Below are 3,598 nucleotides of genomic sequence, written 5' to 3' on the forward strand. Positions count from 1 at the left end.
CTGATGTTCGGCTATGCCGGGGTGGATGTCGACGACATCAACGCAGCCATGTCGGCGTTGGTGTCGGAGCTTGGATCGTAGTGAAAAGCGGGGGCTGGTCAAATGCCTTTGCTGCCAGCACAATCGGGCCAGCTCGAGCCACTCAACACGGCCGGACGACCAGGCTGACCGATGAAGATCCGCATCTCGGAAGAAGTGCGCAACCTGTTGCTAGCGCACCGTGAAACCAGTGAACTGGCCGAACTCATCCTGCACGGCCCCGGCGGCTTGGTGGTGGGTGGCGAACAGGAAATCCGCGACGATTTCCGCGACGCCTGTGAAGACCTCCTCACCCGCATCGGTTTCGACGACAAATACCAGCCCACCCCTGAAGGGGCGCTGCTGGAGAACCTGATCGAGCAACTCTGCAGCTGACATGGGGTCAGAGTTATAACTCTGACCCCGCCATCATCAGTTCAAGGCAGCGGCATCACCGACGCACCGAACACACGCGCCGTGTCGAGCGGACCGGACGCCCCGCCCTTCGCTTGCGTGTAGTGCGCGAACTGCGCCAGATACGACATGTTGAAACCCGGCTTCAGGCTGATGGTGCACGAACCATGGGCCGGCACGTCGAAACGCGCAGGGGTCGATACCTGCCGGCGGATACCGTGCGCCATCACGATCACCTGGGTTTGCAACGCTGCGCCTTCGCACTGCAGCTGTGCGCGGCGCACCGCCGCGGTGACGCCGGTGTTCACCGGTCCATTGTCGTTTTCGTACGACACCCGCAGCTGCACCTGTCCCTTGTGCGACGGGGTGAAGGTCCATGGGCCTTCGCCTGGCAGGGACTGCACCGTCCCCAGGCAGCGCGTGGGGCTGTGCAGCGATTCGAGCCCGTGCTCTTCGACGGTGACGCTCACGCACTGCGCCGTGTCGCGGTGGGGCAGTGCAGTGGCCTGGGTGCGCAGGCCGTTGACGTACAACACGCCACCGGGCGGAAGCGAAACGCTGTCGCTGCCGCCCTTGTCGGTGATCCCGGGTGCGTCGGGGGCAGTTGGCGCATAAAGCGGCGCGTCCTTGCGCAGCGGCACGTCGGCCACGGTCGTCGCCTTCAGCCAGATATCCGTGGTGCTGCCCGATGTCTTGCGGGAACCTGCGACGAGCAGGTTGCCTTCCATCGCAGCCGGCTTGTGCAGCACGATCCGCCGCGTGCCGGTGTCGAGCGTGATGGAGTCGTTGTCGCCGAAGAGCTCGCGGGCGAGCCCGACGGGAAGCTTCGGCACGATGGTGTTGTCCGCCTCAAGGCCGAATACGCCGTCCACCACCATGCCCACGTACGCGCCCACCGACCACAGCTGGCGTGGTGAATCCACCACCGGTCCACTGAGCGGGCCTTCGTCGACGTGGATCTTGTGCGAGACGAGCTCGAAGTTCTCCATGTTCGAACCTGCCAGGGCCGCGCCCTGCATCAGCGAGCGTATCTCGTGCTCGATGTGCGCCGGCGCATCCGCCCGGCGCGCGGCGCGCAAGGCATAGGCGCTGACAAAGGGCCAGATCGAGCGGTTGTGGTAGATCGGCTGGTCGCGGCGCTCGGGCCAGGTCACCGGGGTACCGGCCGGCCATACCGGGTAGTTGGCCAGGATCTTCTTCGCACGGGCCAGGTCTGCTACGCCGCTGTCGATGGCCAGCGCCAGCCCCAGCATGTCGTAGGTATCGAAAGGCGCAGGTGTAACGTCGCCGCCGATGTAGCTCATGTACATGCCACGGTCGTCGCGCCAGAAGCGGCGGTTGATCGCAGCTTTCAGCGCCGCTGCCTGCCCCGCGTAGTCATTGCCATCGTGCAGGCGATTCGCGGCGATGCGCAGCGCCTGGTAATGCAGCACATTGGTCGACAAGGCGAACGATTGGGCAATGAAGGTGACGTCTTCCTTCGTCCATGCAGGGTAGGTCTGCTCCCGCCAGTCCAGGAACGAGGTTTCGCCGCGGTACAGCCCCAGGTGGCTGTCGAAGGCGTAGATGCGGTCCTGCGCCAGCGTATCGGCCAGGGCCTTGTCGTAGCGCGTGGCGAAGGCCTTGTCGCTTAACAGGTGCTGCGCACCGACGAACCACACCACGCGATCGGTGCTTATCGGCCAGCTGCCGCCGGAGCCGGTGTCCTGCATCACGTACGTACCGTCGCCCGCACCAGGCTGGCGCACACCCGATACCTTGAAGGCAAAGGAGTTGCGCGCCCGCTGTGGATCGAACTGCCAGAGGCCCAGGTCCACCGAGAAGGAAAGATCGCGTGTCCATACGAAGGGCCATTTCTCGCCCGTGACGAAGCAGTCGCAGGCAATTGGCTGGCCGTGGTCGAAGCCCGGGTCGCTAATCGCCTTCACGGAATCGGCGGCAAGATCGGCCTGGGCCATGGCGAACAGGCCATCGAACAATGGGCTGGCGGTGGTGGTTTTCCATGGCTGCGCGGCGATGTCGCGCGTGCCGCCATCGTAGGCCAGGCGGAATGAGCCATCGGCGTTGGCGCTGATGCGAGCCTGTCGACCCTGGAAGGCGGCACCATCCCGGCTCACCCCGTCGGCAATGGCGGCGCACGAGGCAACGCCCAGGGCCAGCGCCATCACCAGGCGGATCATCGTCGGGCGGACAGTCGGCATCGAAAAGCTCCATTCATGCGAACGGCCATTCTAGCCGTCGCCCGCTAACGGGAGGGTCCGGGTACCCGCACGCGGAATAGCGCCACGCAGCCCACGACGCGAAGCTGTACGTCATCGAAGCGGGTGTGCAGTTCGTATTCAAGACCGGCAAGGCTGTCCTGGGTATTGGAGAAGACCTGCCGCGCGTTGTAGAAGGCCATCAGCTTGCGCGCGATACCGCCGCAGGCGACGTTGGCGCCAAGGATGGTGGCGCCGAACATCACGCCGCCGTCGGACAGCAGCGGGCGCAGATGGTCGAACACCACGCATTTCTGGGCCAGGGAGCCGGGAAGGCAGTGCAGCAGGTAGGTCAGTGCGATCGAATCGAAGGGCTCGATGTGCCCGGGTACCGGTTGCAACACATCGGTCAGGTAAGTTTCCGGGCCATAGCGGGCCACCCGGCCGGCGGCCTTGTCCAGGGAATTGCCGTTCGCATCCAGCAGGGCCAGTCGTGGCGCCGGATCGGGGAAGCGGCAATGGTCCAGATACCAGCCCGTCCCCACGCCCACGTCCAGGTGGTTGGCCGAGATATTCTGGTTGTAGAAGTCCAGGATCTTCTGGGTTGGGCATTTCCACAGCAAGGGATTGGACACGCCCAGCACGAGCGCGTCGTACACGCTCAGGGTGAGTGGCGAGTACACCGCATGCCCGGCAAATTCCTTGTCGTGATTCTTCATGGCGGCGGCATCCTCCTGATGCTTTGGGTACGGTCCATTGTTCGACCTTGGGCTCGCCAAGGCATGTGCCGTTGGTCGTCGGTCGGTCGCGCTAGGCCGGCTAACTCATCGCCTGATCTTGGGAGTCCGGCCATGGAGCCACGCACGATGGCGGACTCCCTCTGGCTGAAGCACTTCGCTAGTGCTTGGCCGGGAGCTTCTTCGCCTTGGTGGCTGGGTTGTGCTTCACCACCACCGACTTATCCGGCG

General features: G+C 64.5%; 3 protein-coding genes. 1 reads left to right on the top strand and 2 read right to left on the bottom strand.

The window, feature by feature from the left end:
* Positions 1–171: 171 nt before the first annotated feature.
* Positions 172–414 carry a hypothetical protein gene (locus VK519_RS14445; protein WP_324350883.1) on the top strand — a complete coding sequence of 81 codons (243 nt, stop codon included), beginning with the start codon at positions 172–174 and terminating at the stop codon, positions 412–414.
* A 41-nt stretch (positions 415–455) separates the two neighbouring features.
* Here VK519_RS14445 and VK519_RS14450 read toward each other — a convergent pair whose 3' ends face one another.
* Entirely contained in the window at positions 456–2,633 is a 2,178-nt protein-coding gene (locus VK519_RS14450; RefSeq protein WP_414692755.1) for a glucosidase family protein, read from the bottom strand.
* 44 nt (positions 2,634–2,677) lie between these two features.
* The gene (locus VK519_RS14455) at positions 2,678–3,349 is read right to left on the bottom strand and encodes a class I SAM-dependent methyltransferase (RefSeq protein WP_324350885.1); all 672 of its coding nucleotides are present in this window, start codon (positions 3,347–3,349) and stop codon (positions 2,678–2,680) included.
* Positions 3,350–3,598 lie beyond the last annotated feature (249 nt).

This window comes from Pinirhizobacter sp., from assembly GCF_035317885.1.
Classification (GTDB): domain Bacteria; phylum Pseudomonadota; class Gammaproteobacteria; order Xanthomonadales; family Rhodanobacteraceae; genus Pinirhizobacter.

Coding starts and splice junctions, on each gene's coding strand:
- VK519_RS14455 (WP_324350885.1), bottom strand. CDS start 3,349: ATGAAGAATCACGACAAGGAATTTGCCGGGCATGCGGTGTACTCGCCA.
- VK519_RS14445 (WP_324350883.1), top strand. CDS start 172: ATGAAGATCCGCATCTCGGAAGAAGTGCGCAACCTGTTGCTAGCGCAC.
- VK519_RS14450 (WP_414692755.1), bottom strand. CDS start 2,633: ATGCCGACTGTCCGCCCGACGATGATCCGCCTGGTGATGGCGCTGGCC.